General features: G+C 54.2%; 21 protein-coding genes, 3 tRNA genes and 1 pseudogene. 10 read left to right on the forward strand and 15 right to left on the reverse strand.

The annotated features are described in order from the left end of the window. Positions 1-69: 69 nt before the first annotated feature. The 15 genes and pseudogenes from OG452_RS05200 to OG452_RS05265 all read right to left on the reverse strand — a co-directional run bounded on the left by OG452_RS05200 (position 70) and on the right by OG452_RS05265 (position 7,388). A complete protein-coding gene (locus tag OG452_RS05200) occupies positions 70-219 on the reverse strand; it encodes a hypothetical protein (protein ID WP_327294431.1) in 150 nt (49 codons plus the stop codon). A 31-nt stretch (positions 220-250) separates the two neighbouring features. Continuing rightward, positions 251-985, reverse strand: a complete 735-nt coding sequence (locus tag OG452_RS05205; protein WP_327294432.1) for a hypothetical protein — start codon at positions 983-985, stop codon at positions 251-253. Between the two features lie 29 nt (positions 986-1,014). Next, entirely contained in the window at positions 1,015-1,443 is a 429-nt protein-coding gene (locus OG452_RS05210; protein WP_327294433.1) for a DUF3310 domain-containing protein, read from the reverse strand. Continuing rightward, positions 1,443-2,138 carry a toprim domain-containing protein gene (locus OG452_RS05215; RefSeq protein WP_327294434.1) on the reverse strand — a complete coding sequence of 232 codons (696 nt, stop codon included), beginning with the start codon at positions 2,136-2,138 and terminating at the stop codon, positions 1,443-1,445. The genes OG452_RS05210 and OG452_RS05215 overlap by 1 nt, the downstream gene beginning before the upstream one ends. A gap of 31 nt (positions 2,139-2,169) precedes the next feature. Next, positions 2,170-2,358: pseudogene (locus tag OG452_RS35340) on the reverse strand (CHC2 zinc finger domain-containing protein); the annotation flags it as partial. Further along, positions 2,348-2,482, reverse strand: coding sequence for a hypothetical protein (locus OG452_RS05220; RefSeq protein WP_327294435.1), 135 nt, complete (start codon positions 2,480-2,482; stop codon positions 2,348-2,350). The pseudogene OG452_RS35340 and the gene OG452_RS05220, both read right to left, overlap by 11 nt. Beyond that, positions 2,482-2,907 (reverse strand): endonuclease domain-containing protein, encoded by a 426-nt coding sequence (locus tag OG452_RS05225; protein ID WP_327294436.1) that lies wholly within the window; start codon positions 2,905-2,907, stop codon positions 2,482-2,484. The genes OG452_RS05220 and OG452_RS05225 overlap by 1 nt, the downstream gene beginning before the upstream one ends. Continuing rightward, a complete protein-coding gene (locus OG452_RS05230) occupies positions 2,894-3,184 on the reverse strand; it encodes a hypothetical protein (RefSeq protein WP_327294437.1) in 291 nt (96 codons plus the stop codon). The genes OG452_RS05225 and OG452_RS05230 overlap by 14 nt, the downstream gene beginning before the upstream one ends. Positions 3,185-3,252: 68 nt before the next feature. Continuing rightward, positions 3,253-3,579, reverse strand: a complete 327-nt coding sequence (locus OG452_RS05235; protein ID WP_327294438.1) for a hypothetical protein — start codon at positions 3,577-3,579, stop codon at positions 3,253-3,255. Between the two features lie 9 nt (positions 3,580-3,588). After that, positions 3,589-4,422 carry an AAA family ATPase gene (locus OG452_RS05240; RefSeq protein ID WP_442809953.1) on the reverse strand — a complete coding sequence of 278 codons (834 nt, stop codon included), beginning with the start codon at positions 4,420-4,422 and terminating at the stop codon, positions 3,589-3,591. 200 nt (positions 4,423-4,622) lie between these two features. Next, the gene (locus OG452_RS05245; RefSeq protein WP_327294440.1) at positions 4,623-5,135 is read right to left on the reverse strand and encodes a hypothetical protein; all 513 of its coding nucleotides are present in this window, start codon (positions 5,133-5,135) and stop codon (positions 4,623-4,625) included. Then, the gene (locus OG452_RS05250) at positions 5,132-5,536 is read right to left on the reverse strand and encodes a DUF6915 family protein (protein ID WP_327294441.1); all 405 of its coding nucleotides are present in this window, start codon (positions 5,534-5,536) and stop codon (positions 5,132-5,134) included. Before OG452_RS05250 ends, OG452_RS05245 begins: the two co-directional genes overlap by 4 nt. 51 nt (positions 5,537-5,587) lie before the next feature. Then, the gene (locus tag OG452_RS05255; RefSeq protein ID WP_327294442.1) at positions 5,588-6,379 is read right to left on the reverse strand and encodes a RecB family exonuclease; all 792 of its coding nucleotides are present in this window, start codon (positions 6,377-6,379) and stop codon (positions 5,588-5,590) included. After that, positions 6,369-6,707, reverse strand: a complete 339-nt coding sequence (locus OG452_RS05260) for a hypothetical protein (protein WP_327294443.1) — start codon at positions 6,705-6,707, stop codon at positions 6,369-6,371. Before OG452_RS05260 ends, OG452_RS05255 begins: the two co-directional genes overlap by 11 nt. A 186-nt stretch (positions 6,708-6,893) precedes the next feature. Further along, the gene (locus OG452_RS05265) at positions 6,894-7,388 is read right to left on the reverse strand and encodes a hypothetical protein (protein WP_327294444.1); all 495 of its coding nucleotides are present in this window, start codon (positions 7,386-7,388) and stop codon (positions 6,894-6,896) included. A 760-nt stretch (positions 7,389-8,148) separates the two neighbouring features. On the opposite strand from OG452_RS05265, the gene OG452_RS35345 reads away from it, so the two are divergent. From OG452_RS35345 to OG452_RS05310, 10 genes are all read left to right on the forward strand, one after another. Continuing rightward, a complete protein-coding gene (locus OG452_RS35345) occupies positions 8,149-8,310 on the forward strand; it encodes an HNH endonuclease (RefSeq protein WP_442809954.1) in 162 nt (53 codons plus the stop codon). 5 nt (positions 8,311-8,315) lie between these two features. Then, positions 8,316-8,389, forward strand: a tRNA-Met gene (locus tag OG452_RS05270). Between the two features lie 55 nt (positions 8,390-8,444). Beyond that, positions 8,445-8,515 (forward strand) — tRNA-His (locus OG452_RS05275). A 46-nt stretch (positions 8,516-8,561) separates the two neighbouring features. Then, positions 8,562-8,642, forward strand: a tRNA-Tyr gene (locus OG452_RS05280). A gap of 67 nt (positions 8,643-8,709) precedes the next feature. Next, positions 8,710-8,925, forward strand: a complete 216-nt coding sequence (locus OG452_RS05285; RefSeq protein ID WP_327294445.1) for an Acb2/Tad1 domain-containing protein — start codon at positions 8,710-8,712, stop codon at positions 8,923-8,925. Further along, positions 8,918-9,082 carry a hypothetical protein gene (locus OG452_RS05290; RefSeq protein WP_327294446.1) on the forward strand — a complete coding sequence of 55 codons (165 nt, stop codon included), beginning with the start codon at positions 8,918-8,920 and terminating at the stop codon, positions 9,080-9,082. The genes OG452_RS05285 and OG452_RS05290 overlap by 8 nt, the downstream gene beginning before the upstream one ends. Then, positions 9,082-9,510, forward strand: coding sequence for a phage terminase small subunit (locus OG452_RS05295; RefSeq protein ID WP_327294447.1), 429 nt, complete (start codon positions 9,082-9,084; stop codon positions 9,508-9,510). The genes OG452_RS05290 and OG452_RS05295 overlap by 1 nt, the downstream gene beginning before the upstream one ends. 20 nt (positions 9,511-9,530) lie before the next feature. Next, positions 9,531-11,114, forward strand: coding sequence for a hypothetical protein (locus OG452_RS05300; protein WP_327294448.1), 1,584 nt, complete (start codon positions 9,531-9,533; stop codon positions 11,112-11,114). A gap of 12 nt (positions 11,115-11,126) precedes the next feature. Continuing rightward, positions 11,127-12,599: a phage portal protein gene (locus tag OG452_RS05305; protein ID WP_327294449.1), complete on the forward strand. Its 1,473-nt coding sequence runs from the start codon at positions 11,127-11,129 to the stop codon at positions 12,597-12,599. Positions 12,600-12,685: 86 nt separating this feature from the next. Further along, the gene (locus OG452_RS05310; protein ID WP_327294450.1) at positions 12,686-13,267 is read left to right on the forward strand and encodes a hypothetical protein; all 582 of its coding nucleotides are present in this window, start codon (positions 12,686-12,688) and stop codon (positions 13,265-13,267) included. The last annotated feature ends 11 nt before the right edge of the window (positions 13,268-13,278 follow it).

A 13,278-nucleotide genomic window follows, 5' to 3' on the forward strand; every position in this document is an offset into this window, starting at 1 on the left:
AGCTCCCCTTCTGTTACTAGGCACACCTTGTCTCCTTCACGGAAACGCTTGTCTGGGGTCTTGCGTCGCTTAGCCACCCATGTCCTCCTTGATAGCCGCAATGACCTGGTCATCAAATTCACTGTCAGCAATGTGTCCAGCAACATCCCGAATAAAGGCGACGAGCTGTTCGTACTTCATATTGGAAGCCATAGTTTCAGCAAGTGACTCCAGGTCCATAGGGACCTCAAGGTAAATAGGCTCAAAGATTCTAGGCACTGTACTTCTCCCCATTCACTGTAAACTCATGGCCATTCAGCATCACCAGCTCAGGGTAGGACTTCTTACCATCCACCCGAACAATCCCAAAAGCCTGCTGCCAGTTAGCAGCTCCGTACTTCAAGTAGGCAGCCTGGTTCATCTCCATAAGGTTCCCGATCTCAAGACCAGTGATGGTCTCAACCTTGCCCTTATAGCCCCGAGACTCAGAGATCAGACCAGCCTTATGTGTGTGGCCACAGACCACTGACTTACCAATCTTTCGAGCCGCACCAATAGCTGTCCCGCCCGCATAGCGGCTCAGGCTGAAGCCCAGGTGCCCATGAGTAGCTGTCCAGCCAGGGGCAAAGTCATAGAAGTCCTCATGGAAGTCAATGCCCCACTCATCCAGCCGTAGGAGCTTGTCCTCCGTGAAGGGGTTCCCGTGTTCGTCGTCCAGGAGGGCCGGAGCCTTCTTAGCGAAGTACTGAGCGGGCCTCAGACCATGGTTGCTCTTGATAAGCGAAGAGGGGCCGCTGTATACGGCCCTGAGAGCCGCACAGTAGTAACGGCGGGTGTACTCAGCATCCTTGAGTGCACCGCCTTCAAACTCGGCCTTGGTGCCCTCAGTCCAGCGAGAAGGCTGAGGGTAGTCAGTGACATCCCCAATGTTCACTACCTCATCCGGCTGCTGATCCTTAATGTAATTCAGGACCGCCTTCCAGGACTTCCTATCGTGGAATGGCATTTGTAGGTCACTGACAAAGCAATAGGTCTTCAAGAGTTCTCCAGTCGCTCGATCTCGAACTCAATATTCTGAATGGCCTTACGGAGATCAGTGACAGCATCCTCAGTCTTCAGGCCAGCACGCCAGAGGTACTTGATTGCTGAGCCAACAAAAAAGGGGTAGTGCCCCACAATGTCCTTGCACTCAATCCCAGAGGGGTGAGACGTGTAGTGGCTGGGATGATTTACCACATCCGGCCTCTTTGCAACTTCTGTCTCAACAGAAAGAGGCGGTGCTGACAGAACCTCATACTCCGACTCAAGAGTCAGGAAGAAAATATCGGTCCACCAATACTCTCCACCATCAAGGATAAGCTTCACTCCGAAGTCATCGAGCTCCGAGATTACGCCACGCTGACCCATCACAGTTGACTCATCACTAGTAACCACTACACGGTCACCCACTGAGAACTCGCTCATCAGCTATCCAATCCAAGCAGTTGGCGAATAAATCCAGGGCCATATGAACGACGAAGAGAGTCAGGGTCTTCTCCGTCAGGGAGATCTATAGGGACTCCATTAGGAAGACGCTCAGCCAGCTTCTCTGTCATCTTCCTGCCAGCCTCATCCCCATCCCCCAGGATGAACACCTTCTCGTAGCCCGCAAAGGAATTGTCGAAGTGGTCCTTCCAGGCGCTCACACCCTGGACAGCAGCTGTGGGAACTCCGTCCAGCTCAACCGCCCAGGCACTGAACTCACCCTCAGCGATGGCGACATAGGCACTAGGCTGGATCAGGGCACTTGTGTTGTACAGCCTCGGTTTGTCACCAGGAAGAGACTGGTACTTGCTGTGCTGCTCATGCTGTTCCTTCTCTCCCTTGAGAAAGAAGTAACTGCCATCTATGTCCTTTACGCACTCATCCCGCACACAGCGGAATCGAATAGTAGCTGTGAACTTCGAGCCAGCCGGGCGGAGATACGGGATTACAAGATGGTCTCGGTACCTCTCATGGCCCGTTCTCGCCGAACCTACGAATCCGGGGAGGTGAGTGCTTACGCCCTCTTCCAGTCCTCGGGCCTGAAGGTACAGATCCGCTGGGCTCCCCTTGAACTGCTCCCAGTACGTCTTCGCTGCTTCCACTGAACCGGGCATTTGCCCATTCGACTGCTTCACGGAATGTAAGTCCTTCCTCCCTCATGATGACTGAGTACGAGTCCTCTGAGACATCACATGCATGGCATTTCCAGCGATTGACACTGGTATTAACAGAGGCGCTAGGCCGCTCTTCAGCATGAAGGGGGCAGAGAATCTTGATCCAATACTTGGATGGATAGATCTCCAGACCGTAGAAATGGTCCAGAACGTCTGCAATAGGGGGCTTCTCACTGCTCAACTCGGACCAGCTCCTTTACACCCTCCTCATTAACCTTGAAGACCTCAACCGGGAAGTTGTACTTGCGGTGAACCATGAGCCAGTCTCGACGGTCGCCCATAACCTCACGGGAATCGGAGTACATCAGGAATCCTCTCGAAAGTCTTTGTGAAGCCGGGGCCCAAGAATTCGTATCGCTGGAGGATTCTCCAGGTAGTCAGCAGCAGCTCTCAGAACGGCGGGGTTGTCTCTAGCTGCCGTGAGAAGTCGCCCGTTACAAAGACGGCAACAACCACCACGGAGCAGGCCCGTCTTGTGGGAGTGGTCTAGATTCAGTCGGTAATTCCGTGACTGTCCGCAGATAGCACAGACGCCTCCCTGAGCCTCAATCAACTTCTCGTACTCGCCCTTGAGCAGTCCGTAGGTCTCTTCAACCCTGTTGGCGTGAGAAGCCTTAGAGCGAGACTTCTTGGAGCAAGAGCTACAGATGCGCCCTCGGGGGCCAGAGAAGAACTTAGCGGCCCTGTTCTTCAGGCACTTTGTGCACTGCCGGGTTTTAGAGGCGACCATAGTGACCTCTAATCAACTTTTCACACTGCAAAAAACGCTTGTTCTGCATCATGGACTGGAGCTGACCGAGGAAGTCAAGGAGCTTCAACTTGGCCTTGCCTACCTTGCCCTGATCGAGAATCAGGGTCTTGTATCCCCCAGTCAAGAAGCGGACCAGCACCTCACCAAGCTTCTTGACATTCAGCGTACGGGGGTTAGTTATTCGAAGGAGTACCACTGCTTCATTCCCCTGGATGTCCATCTGAAGCCCGAAGCCAACGTTCCCTTTGCTCTTCATGGTCTAAGTATGCGCCTCTCGTGGCCTCTTGGCAACTTATTTGTGAAGGAGATGTGTAGTGATCCAGGTCACTCGGTGGACAGTTCATCTTCAAAGACCAGGTAGGAGTCCCCATCCTGCTCCACGACCCACTTGGAGAGCCCACCCCACTTGAACGGGCCAGACTTCACAACCGCTTCAAAGCCACTCCACAACACAACCCGGTTCAAGGTGAACCGGGGAAGCTCCTCAACCTCCGCCATGTCCCACTCAACAGTCTGTCCTGAGCACCCACCAGTAGTGAGCTTGACCAGCACCTTCTCTCGGGACTCAGAGCCCTCGTAGGGCCCATACACAACGTCCCCCTGGACAGGGAAGTTGATGCTCTCCAGCTTCGAGCCAACCTTGATGGTCATACAGACTCCTTAGAAATTGGTGCCACTGATGTCCACTACGTCAGTCAGCCGGAGTGACTGACTGTCCAGCTCTAGAGCGGCAAAGGTGCCCCCAGAGGCATCCACAACGCCTTCACGGTTCTTGACAGGGCTCACATTCAGAATCTGGTTGCCCCCCATCTCGTCATCCTGCTCACGATGGATGGTGAGGATGAGGCTTGGGACGCGCCCAATCTTGCCCTTCACACCAGACAGCGGGATCGGCTTAAGACCATCTGAGTACTCACCAACCACATGGTGAAGTGCCATTACATGGGACTGAGTCTCCCGAGCCATGTCGTTCAGGTACTCACACATGCCCTCAAGGCCAAAGGTAAATGACTCGGCGTCAGGGCTTCCGCCAATATCAACGTTGGTGATGTTATCCACGACGCAGAGATGCGGGTAGCACCCGAAGACCTCAAAGTACGTCGCGAGGTCTCGCTCCATATCAGCTGGACTTGGAGTCGCATCGTAGTTAAAGCGAATCCACCAGCGCTCACCAAGGACCCTCTCATACTCCCCAAAGTCATCAGAGAGGAGCTTCGCCTTGATGGACTTAACGCTGTCCCCAGTGATGATGGCTGTGGCCCTGGAGAGCTGTGTAGCAGCATTTGAGTCCGCAGACCAGTAGATGCTAGGCATACTCCCGAACAGAGCCAAATTCAGGGCGAAGAGAGACTTTCCTGTGCCAGGGCCAGCAGAGCACAGAGAGAACTCTCCGCGCCGGAACTCAACGTCCAGCTTTTGAAGTGCCTTGGATGGATTAGGGATTGGTTCACCAGCAGCACCCTTGATGCGTACTGATTGAGCCAAGCTATACATTTCACTCCTTCAGTGAAGGGGCCTGGCTTAAACCAAACCAGGCCCCATGGCCTCTTGTCAACTCCTTGAGCAAATAAAAATCAGTGTCCACCGGGACATGCAGAACGGTGGCAATTGTGTGTCCAGCACCAGTCAGGCGATCTGGTCGGATCGTCGCTCATGCCTGTACCTCCGGATCGATGAAATCAGCAGCAAACACATCAGTCGTGGCTGTAGTACTCAACTTCAATACCAGTATTACGAACAGTCACTAGCGCATGGTCCCCAAAAGCATCCAGGAGGGCATTCTCATAGGCCCCAGACTGGATAGCACCGTCAAGCTCCTGGACCCGGTTGTACCGGTCCTCATCTGGCCCCTCGTAGCGGCTGTTCACGTATTCCCGAGCCTCTGCATCCCAATCACTCACTACCTTGCCAAGGCTCGGGTGATAAAAGATGTCAAGATTGTAAGTGGGCTCGAACTCCTCCCCATACTCGTCCACACCATCAACCTCAGAAGCGGTACGAACCCACATGCCATTGACGCTGAACTCGCATGTATCTCCATCATTGAAATAGGGAGTGTACTGAGTCCACCCGAATTCAACAATAGTCGGGTCATCAATCAGCGACTGGAGGAGAGGTGCCAGATCCTCTACCGGCTTCTGCTCTACTCGGGTTGAACCCCCATGGATCTCGCCAGAGACAGGAATACCGAGGAAATTAGTCGTCATACTGAAGCCTCCGTGGGCTGGTTGAGAAGAAGATGAGAGAGGGGAACTTCCTTGCGCTTAGAGCCGGACATCCAAGCAGCAATAGGCATGTTCTCGATGTAATCAGCCGGGGAAGGAAGCCAACCCAGGTCTTCAATGATGTGCCTCTCGGCAACAAGCCGAGTAGGCACACTCACAGTACGTGTATGTGAACTACCAGGAGTACCCTTCGGGATATCAAGTGTTGGGCCAAACACCTCCTGGACCAGCCACACCCCAAGAGTGTGGTGGTACATCGACCGATGTCGGGCATCTCCCAAAACCTTCTTAGAGGAGTCAATGAACTCCTCAATAGGCAAGTAGTGCTCTGGCTCTCCGCCCCACTTCTTGGCAGCGGATACTGCATGATTCCAGCTATTCACTGGCTTCACTCCTTTGCTCTGTTCTCAGTCTGACTGAGAGTTGGCCTCTTGTCAACTTTTAGAGCGAGAAAAAGAGCACGCATGACTCACGTCACAAAACCGGCAGTCGAAGCCAGGGTTGGCGGGGAAATTGCCTGCCTTGACTCCGGCGTCCATGGCGGCATACCGAGCCCCAACCTCCTCCTCAGTGACCTCTGAGAGGTCCACACCCTTCACAGGAGACAGCTTCCCAGTCTTACCCAAGTACCAGTCTCCTCGGTTCACCTGGACCCCGTAGACCTTCTCTACGGCCACCTTGTACGTCTTGATCTGGAACTTGCTCTTGGTGGAACCTGTCTTCAGGTCTCGGACCCTCACTGACGAGTCAGGCTCCTCGGGCAACTGGTCTATGTAGCCCCTGACTTGGACTCCGCCAATCTCGACCTTGAAGTACAGCTCCAGCCCCGGCTTGCCCTCAGGGGTCTTCCAGATCTTCGGCTGTGTCTCTGTGGACCAGGCCACGTACTCCCTGACTTGCTGCCGTCCAAGCCGGTACCGAGCCTCAATGTCCTCTCCAGCTGGAGGACCAGCCGTGAGCCAGCGTTTCAGATCCGGCTCCTTCTGAAGGTCTCCGTTAATCTTCCGGCTGAAGAAATCTGAGTACAGATCAACCATCTCGTCCGCTGTAGCCGTCCGGTCGCTCTTCTCGAAAGCCTCTGCTGCGGAGTGGAATGCGGTTCCCTGTGTCGACCAGGCAGCGGGCCTAGGGACTACTCGCTCAACTCGCTGGAGATAGAAGCGATACGCACATTTCTCGTATTGCTCAGTCTGGCTCACACTCCTGGGCTGATCCTCAATACTCAACTGGGCCTCCGTATACTGTTGTGTAGATGAATGACGTGCTACCTGGGAACTGTCTGTGGGGGCCGTTGTACGAGTCAATCTCCACCGTGAGGTAGTTGATGGATCCCCCCAACTCCTCTTCGAGCCTCTTCAGCTCTAGCTTGTCATCTTCATCCATCAAGTCTGTGAGCGTCATCGCGTAGTAGCAGCCGATGGTCTTGGTGTGAACTTTCGTAATCAACATCCCCCCTGACTCCACCCAGGTCTCACAGTGATCGACCGGAGCGTTTTCCAGGAGTGTGACTGCTCTATCGCGCCTTGCCTCGGACGGGTTGACGACCTGACTCATGAGCCCCCCTGCGCCTACGACCAGAGGTAGTAGTACCTCTTGGATACTGAATGTACACGAATCCTTCACAACTGCAAGACGTATGTTCTAGTGACCAGGACCACACGCTTGAACTTGCAACCATGAGGCAACCCTTAGAAACGGAAAGACCCCCTGCAATTGACAGGGGGTCTAACTTTCTCACGCTCAAGATGGAGGGTCCGGTAGCTCCAGAAGACTCCTGGAGGCCCCATCAGGGAAGGGCAGTTCAGGCGGCCAGTCAATCACCAGGCGTCCATCCTCCGGCCTCCTGTCCCTGTAGGACCAGCCAGCAGAGGACGTACTGTCGTAGCAGAGGACTAGCCCCTTCCTCCTGATGCGGTTCTCCCACTGAGCTGCCGTCTCGCGCTGAAGATCGGACAGACCGTCATCTCCTAGCTTGGCTCGTAGCCACAGCTTGAGGCTCTTGCCTGCTCGGTGGCTGTGGTGGGACTTCCCGTACTGCGACGTGAGGATGCCACCCCACCGGTAGTTGAGTAGCTCAGACACCTCCTCGGCCGCCGGAAGGCGCTTCAATCCCAGTCCCACCATGCGCTTACTCACCGCCTGATGGGACACCCCGTAAGTCCGGGCGATCTTCTTGTAAGGCACGCCCAGGTGAAACAGTTTGATCATGACACTGTCTGTCGGCAGGCTAGTCATGATGTAAGTCCTCTTCAGTTTAGAGAGGGTGTTCCCCGGGGCCCTCCCTGTCTGGCCCAACCCTCGTTCATCTGTAACAAAACAGTACCGGTTACAGGACTAGACGACAAGTCTAATTGATCTGTGATCTGAGTCTCAAGCTCGGCCCCGTGGCAACTTCCGCCTGGACTCTAGTCAACCACGGATAGCATGTGATGTGAGTCACATCTACTAAAGATCTGTCAAGAACCTCAGCAGTTGACACAGACATCCTTTATAGAAGAGTAAGTAACTACTAAACACTCTCCTTGGCTCTCTGTAGTTTACATCACTGCCTAGGTAGTTGACAAGAGGCCACGCAGTGGCTACTCTATAGTTAGAAGAGAGTAAGTAGTAGTTAGTTACTAAAGAAGCTCCCTTAAGGAGCTTCTACTAAGAGTTTCCTTCTGTTGAACCACTGTTGAGTAGCCAGAGCCTTTAAGCTCTGGCTTTCCAGAGAAAGAGTTCCAGAAGGTAGTTAGCCCTGGCTGCTAGATCAGAACCCAGCCAGGGCGAGTCTTGACCAGTCACCGCAGGAGGCACTGTCCTTGTGCTGACTGGCACAACTTAGTGGGGGAGGCACACAGTGCCCAGAGCCAAATCAATCTGCCTGCGAGCTGGTTGTGTCTCCCTCACTGTGCAGGATGGCCGATGCCGAGAGCATCAGGCCCGTAAGAGCTGGGACAGGAAGTCAGCCAGGAATCAGAGTCGCCCAGGCAACTGGAACACTCTACGAGCCCAGGTGCTTGCCAGGGATGGCTTCAAGTGCCAGAGGTGTGGTTCCAGGGAGAACCTGGAGGTTGACCATTTGATCTCAGTCGCCAAGGGAGGCGGCTGGGAGATGGACAATCTTTTGGTTCTTTGTCATGAGTGCCACATCAAGAAGTCAAAGCAGTTTGGTTAGTTCATCCCTCGGTAGCTCAATTGGTTAGAGCGTCGCCCTCATAAGGCGAAGGTTGGTGGTTCGAGTCCATGGCGAGGGACGACCCCTTTACATCTGAGGGTCTGGGCAGCACTCCCCCTGAAAGAGTGCACATACCTTTCGTAGCTCAATGGTAGAGCGGTGCGTTGTGGTCGCACTGATTCCGGTTCAACTCCGGGCGATGGGACCGCCTCCCCTAAGCCTCTCAACGATGCTCAAATAGGTGGAGCCTTGGTAGTGCTGGGCATTGGTAGAGCCCACCTGGCTGTAAACCAGACGCTTCGGCTGTGCAGGTTCAATTCCTGCTGCTACCACTTAACCCACCCCGTTCCTTGTGAGCGGGGTTTTTTATTGCCTTCATTCATTCATTCAAGGAGACTGATGAGCCCCGAGGACATTGAGAACCGCTTTACCTACCATGCTCCTGATGCGTACAAGGTTCACGCCCATCAGCGCGTTCGCAATCTCTTTTACGATGCAGCGGAAGTACTGGACATCGAGCTTCCTGAGGGCCGAGAGAAGGCTCTTGCGGTTACCAAGCTGGAAGAGGCAATGTTCTGGACTAACGCCTCTATTGCTCGGAGTGCTGATGTCTGAGTGGTACAGCTTTGATGAAGAGTACGACTTCAGCCCTGAGGACATGAAGCGACTCTCCAAGGCAGCAGAGCGGGTCTCTTGGCGTAAGCAGGCTCAGGAAGAGCTTGAGGAGCTTGGAGACTTCTGGGAGATAAGCAATGTGAATGTGAGGCTCTAATGGGAAGCAGGGGCCCAAACCCCAAGGAGAACAGCGTCAGGCGAAACAAGCACGAGGGTGCTACTGAGATCTCCCGTGAGCCTCAGTCAGGAAGAGAACTGGCCAAGGGCCTTGGAGTCACTACTCCTGGGGCTAAGAGGTTCTGGCGGACCTGGTCTGAATCTCCTCAGTCTGCTGACTGGCTTGAGACTGACTGGGCTGAACTGGAAATCACCACTCTTCTCGTGGACCAGCTCTACAAGGGTGACTACAAGTTGGCTGGAGAGATCAGGCAGCGTGTAGCCAAGTGGGGTGCAACCAACGAGGATCGCGTTCGACTTCGCATGTCGTTTAAGAAGGATTCAGTGGAGGGCTCTAAGGAGCCTTCAGAGGCGCCACCTGAGGTCAACATGGACGAAGAGCTGTACAAGCTCCTCAGTGACAACTAGGAGGCCACAGGGAGGTTCCTATGCAGTCTGGGAATCTACCCGAAGGGGTTCCGTCCCCTAAAGAGACTCTGGGCTACCAGGTCATCAGGTGGGCCAAGAAGTTCGTAGTCACCCCAGATGGTGAACGAGCTGGTGAGCCTTGGGAGTTCACTCCTGAGCAACTTCGGTTTGTGCTCTGGTTCTATGCCATCAATCCTGACGGCTCCTGGAAGTACTCGGCCGCAACTCTTCGTCGTGCAAAGGGCTGGGGCAAAACCCCTCTCCTTGCAGCCCTGGCCATTGTCGAGTTCCTAGGCCCTGTTCGGTTCTCTCACTATGACGCCTTTGGGCTCCCTGTAGGTAAGAGAGTTCCACTGCCTATCGTGCAGATCGGTGCCACAGCACTAGATCAGTGTGAACAAACGCTAGACATGATCCGAGGAATGCTCTCTGAGTCCCCTGCCGAAGAGGCATACGGGCTGGAGATCTCGAAGTCCATTGTCCAGTTCAAGTCAGGCAAGCCTGGCTCTATCAAGCCGAAGGCAACTGCTGGCAGGACGAATGAAGGTAACCGACCCACTTTTGTAGTGATGGACGAGCAACATCACTGGGTTTCATCCAATGGTGGCCCTGACTTCTACCAGACCTTGAAGCGCAATGTAGAGAAGACAACTAAGGCTGGCTCTCGGTGGGTCGGGACGACTAACGCCTACAACCCCAACGAGAACTCAGTAGCCCAGATCATTCATGAGTCCGAGATGGTGACCAAGGGCTACTGGCTCTATGACTGCCGTGAGGCATCTATTGACGTAGAGGACATCAGGGATGAGGAGAAGGTCAGACAGGCCCTCCTGGAGGCGTATGGAGACGCTGTCTGGGCTGACATTGAAGGTCTCACCAAGACCATCCTCTATGACCGCACTACTCCGGACTCCACCTACTGTCGCTTCTACTTCAACCAGATAGCTGAGTCTTCAGATGGTTGGATGAACAAGCCTGCCTGGGATCTCTGTGAGGCCACTGAAGACCCCATCAAGCTCGGTGACCAGATAGCTATTGGCTTTGACGGGTCCGTCCGAGGAGACGCAACAGGGCTCGTGGGTTGCAGACTTCGAGATGGGCGACTGTTCGTTATTGATGTCTGGGAGCGTCCCGAGAACGCGCACGCTGACTGGGAAGTGGACACCCTTGCTGTTGAAGCGGCTGTCTACAAAGCCTTCAAAGACTTCCGAGTTGAGTGGTTCTACGGTGACCCTCCTTACTGGCAGGAGGCTCTAGGACGCTGGGCTATCCAGTTTGCTACCAGAGACCAGGACTTCGTCTTTGAGTTCTGGACCAATAAGCCAACTCGCATGGTCCAGGTAGTTGAGAGATTCCATTCCGCTGTCATGGTCAAAGAAATCTCGCATGAGGGTGATGAGCGTCTAACTCGCCATGTCCTCAATGCAGTTACCCGAGACGTAATGGTTGGTGGAGAAGTTGGCGTCCTGATTCAGAAAGACTCCCCCAGGTCGAAGAGAAAAATTGACCTGGCTATTTGTGCCGTCCTCGCCCTGGAGGCGAGAGCCGACGCTATCGCTGATGGACGAATGAACCGCAGAAGGGGACGAGTCGTAGGTTTCTAAGTGGAGGTATGGATGAGCAATTTCGAAATTGGCTCTCCTCCGGCTACCCCACAACAGTGGGTGGACTACCTCCACTCCAAGTTGCTGACAGCCAGGGGAAGTTACAGGAAGTTCAGCGAGTACTACGACGGCAACCATCAGAAGATGGCCTTTGCTCAGGCTCGCCACAAGAAGCAGTACGCCGAACTCTTCGAGAGATGGTGTGACAACTTCTCGGGTCTCATCGTGGACTCAGTGAATGAACGAATGGCCATTGATGGCTTTCGGATGACTGATGAACCTGATGCGGACAAGGACGCTCGGGAAATCTGGCAGCGGAATTTCATGGACTCTGACTCAAATGAGGCTCACCTTGACGCCTTGATCTATGGCATTGCCTATGCAGTTGTGTGGGCTGACTCTGATGGCAAGCCCACAATCACTGTGGAGTCTGCTCAGAACATGGTGGTTCAGTACAAGCCCGGCTCCCGAAGGGAGATTGAGGCAGCGGCCAAGTTCTACACAGACGACTGGGGTCGAGAGTGGGTGACTCTCTGGCTTCCCAATTCTGTCTACCGGTTCATAAATGGTGCAGATGCAGGTTGGGTGGGAAACAAGCGGGAACCTAACCCTCTTCTCGAAGTGCCCGTGATCCCTATCAACAACCGCTCTCGAATAGCTGGAGATCCCATCTCGGATCTGTCAGTGGTAATCCCCATTCAGGATGCGATCAACAAGATTGTTTCTGACGCTTTGCTGGCATCTGAGTATGCAGCTTGGCCGCAGAGATGGGTTACTGGGCTTGAGATTCAGACAGATGAGAATGACAACCCCCTCCCTCCCTTTGATTCCGGAGTGGATAAAGTGCTTCAGGCTAGTGACCCCACTTCCAAGTTTGGTCAATTTGAAGCAGCCGACTTGGGAAACTACGTCACTCTTGTTGACATGCTGGTTCAGCACATGGCTAGCATCTCTAGAATCCCCTTCCATTACTTCCTCCTTAACGGAGGAACAGCCCCTTCAGGAGAGGCAATCACCTCCGCTGAAGCAGGGCTTATTTCAAAGACTCGTGAACGAATGCTTCACTTCGGTGAGGCATGGGAACGGGTCATGCGACTTTGCTTCAAGGTCATGAAAGACCCTAAGGCAGAGGCATTCGGTGCAGAGATTATCTGGAGAGATCCTGAGAACCGTACCGAGGCACAGCACATGGACGCTCTTCTGAAACTCAAGATGATTGGCGTCCCGGTTAACCAGCTCCTCTCGGATGCTGGCTACACACCTCAGCAGATTGACCGCTTTCAGGAGATGCGTAAGCAAGATGCTAAGGACGCCACAGAGATTCAGAAGCTCATGCCTCAGCCTGAAATAGGCACAGGCGGTCTGCCTGGATCTGACAAGCAAGACCCTGGTGCTAAGCCTGTCGGGAATGACCCCAAGGCTGCTAAGGCAGCCTCCAAGGCCCCTCAGGGCAACTCTGGAAACCAGGCCAGGAAGACGGGCTAAGGCCCGTCCGTTTCACACGGTCTCTAACCGAAATGGTTGGGGGCCTTTTTTGATGCCTTCAACCAGCCGAAATGGACGGTTCGATTATGAGTGAAGAGAACACGACTGAGACCACAGCCACTGTTGGGACCGAAACGGGACAGCAGGGCACTGGTACTCAGCCGACGGTAGAGGAGCTTATTGCCGAGCGCGATAAGTGGAAGACCCTTTCGAGGACCAACGAGGACCGCTGGAAGGAAGCCTCTCAGGAGAGGGACCAGCTTAAGCAGTCTGGAATGACTGACCAGGAGAAGGCCCTAGAGGCTGCTCGTGCGGAGGGCCGAACCTCTGCCTATTCCGAGGTTGGGTCGCGTCTTGTCGAGTCTGAGCTTAAGGCTGCGGCTGCAACCAATGGAGTTCAGCTCCCAGACCTGAAGTTTGTCAATACCTCTCAGTTCGTAGATGCCAATGGGCTTCCGGTCTCTGACCAGATCAATGCCTTTGTCACTTCACTTCCCAAGCCCGCCACTGGTTCTGAGTTTGCTCAGGATCTTGGCCTTGGACGGCAGGGAGGGGCTATTGGCCCTGACCAGCTTTCCCATGCAGATCTTTCCAATATGACTCCCACTGAGATCAACAAGGCCCGTGTAGATGGCCGCCTTGATGCACTCATGCGAGGAGATCTCTGACATACCTGTGA

The sequence above is a fragment of the Streptomyces sp. NBC_01197 genome (genome assembly GCF_036010505.1).
Classification (GTDB): domain Bacteria; phylum Actinomycetota; class Actinomycetes; order Streptomycetales; family Streptomycetaceae; genus Streptomyces.

What these genes read in the sequence shown, in the direction of transcription:
- OG452_RS05285 (WP_327294445.1), top strand. Translation starts at nt 8,710, where the DNA reads ATGAGCCCCGAGGACATTGAGAACCGCTTTACCTACCATGCTCCTGAT.
- OG452_RS05260 (WP_327294443.1), bottom strand. Translation starts at nt 6,707, where the DNA reads ATGAGTCAGGTCGTCAACCCGTCCGAGGCAAGGCGCGATAGAGCAGTC.
- OG452_RS05305 (WP_327294449.1), top strand. Translation starts at nt 11,127, where the DNA reads ATGAGCAATTTCGAAATTGGCTCTCCTCCGGCTACCCCACAACAGTGG.
- OG452_RS05220 (WP_327294435.1), bottom strand. Translation starts at nt 2,482, where the DNA reads ATGTACTCCGATTCCCGTGAGGTTATGGGCGACCGTCGAGACTGGCTC.
- OG452_RS05210 (WP_327294433.1), bottom strand. Translation starts at nt 1,443, where the DNA reads ATGAGCGAGTTCTCAGTGGGTGACCGTGTAGTGGTTACTAGTGATGAG.
- OG452_RS05295 (WP_327294447.1), top strand. Translation starts at nt 9,082, where the DNA reads ATGGGAAGCAGGGGCCCAAACCCCAAGGAGAACAGCGTCAGGCGAAAC.
- OG452_RS05300 (WP_327294448.1), top strand. Translation starts at nt 9,531, where the DNA reads ATGCAGTCTGGGAATCTACCCGAAGGGGTTCCGTCCCCTAAAGAGACT.
- OG452_RS05225 (WP_327294436.1), bottom strand. Translation starts at nt 2,907, where the DNA reads ATGGTCGCCTCTAAAACCCGGCAGTGCACAAAGTGCCTGAAGAACAGG.
- OG452_RS05245 (WP_327294440.1), bottom strand. Translation starts at nt 5,135, where the DNA reads ATGACGACTAATTTCCTCGGTATTCCTGTCTCTGGCGAGATCCATGGG.
- OG452_RS05240 (WP_442809953.1), bottom strand. Translation starts at nt 4,422, where the DNA reads ATGTATAGCTTGGCTCAATCAGTACGCATCAAGGGTGCTGCTGGTGAA.
- OG452_RS05290 (WP_327294446.1), top strand. Translation starts at nt 8,918, where the DNA reads ATGTCTGAGTGGTACAGCTTTGATGAAGAGTACGACTTCAGCCCTGAG.
- OG452_RS05235 (WP_327294438.1), bottom strand. Translation starts at nt 3,579, where the DNA reads ATGACCATCAAGGTTGGCTCGAAGCTGGAGAGCATCAACTTCCCTGTC.
- OG452_RS05205 (WP_327294432.1), bottom strand. Translation starts at nt 985, where the DNA reads ATGCCATTCCACGATAGGAAGTCCTGGAAGGCGGTCCTGAATTACATT.
- OG452_RS05230 (WP_327294437.1), bottom strand. Translation starts at nt 3,184, where the DNA reads ATGAAGAGCAAAGGGAACGTTGGCTTCGGGCTTCAGATGGACATCCAG.
- OG452_RS05265 (WP_327294444.1), bottom strand. Translation starts at nt 7,388, where the DNA reads ATGACTAGCCTGCCGACAGACAGTGTCATGATCAAACTGTTTCACCTG.
- OG452_RS05200 (WP_327294431.1), bottom strand. Translation starts at nt 219, where the DNA reads ATGGACCTGGAGTCACTTGCTGAAACTATGGCTTCCAATATGAAGTAC.
- OG452_RS05310 (WP_327294450.1), top strand. Translation starts at nt 12,686, where the DNA reads ATGAGTGAAGAGAACACGACTGAGACCACAGCCACTGTTGGGACCGAA.